Below are 230 nucleotides of genomic sequence, written 5' to 3'. Positions count from 1 at the left end.
CAGATCTCGCCACTGGGCGCCGGTGCGGGCGATCCAGAACACGCCGTCGAGCACCAGCCGATGATCCCGAGGCGGCCGGCCGCTGTGCGCACCGCGCGTGGTCACAAACGGCTCGAAGAACGCCCACTCCTCGTCGCTCATCATGTCCCGAATCAAAGCCGCCTCCCTGAGAAAGCAACGTTGAATCACCGAAAGCCGGGACTGGGAATCTTATTTGTCAACAGGACCTA

The 230-nt window shown here is 62.2% G+C and carries 1 protein-coding gene; it reads right to left on the bottom strand.

Translation table 11 applies throughout. The features are described from left to right. A partial coding sequence (locus tag CR492_RS20320; RefSeq protein ID WP_210200284.1) for a transposase occupies positions 1-144 on the bottom strand: 144 nt, incomplete at its 3' end. Positions 145-230: the final 86 nt, after the last annotated feature.

Source organism: Methylocella silvestris (genome assembly GCF_002891535.1).
Lineage (GTDB): Bacteria > Pseudomonadota > Alphaproteobacteria > Rhizobiales > Beijerinckiaceae > Methylocapsa > Methylocapsa silvestris_A.
This window is presented reverse-complemented; position numbering and strand designations above follow the sequence as displayed.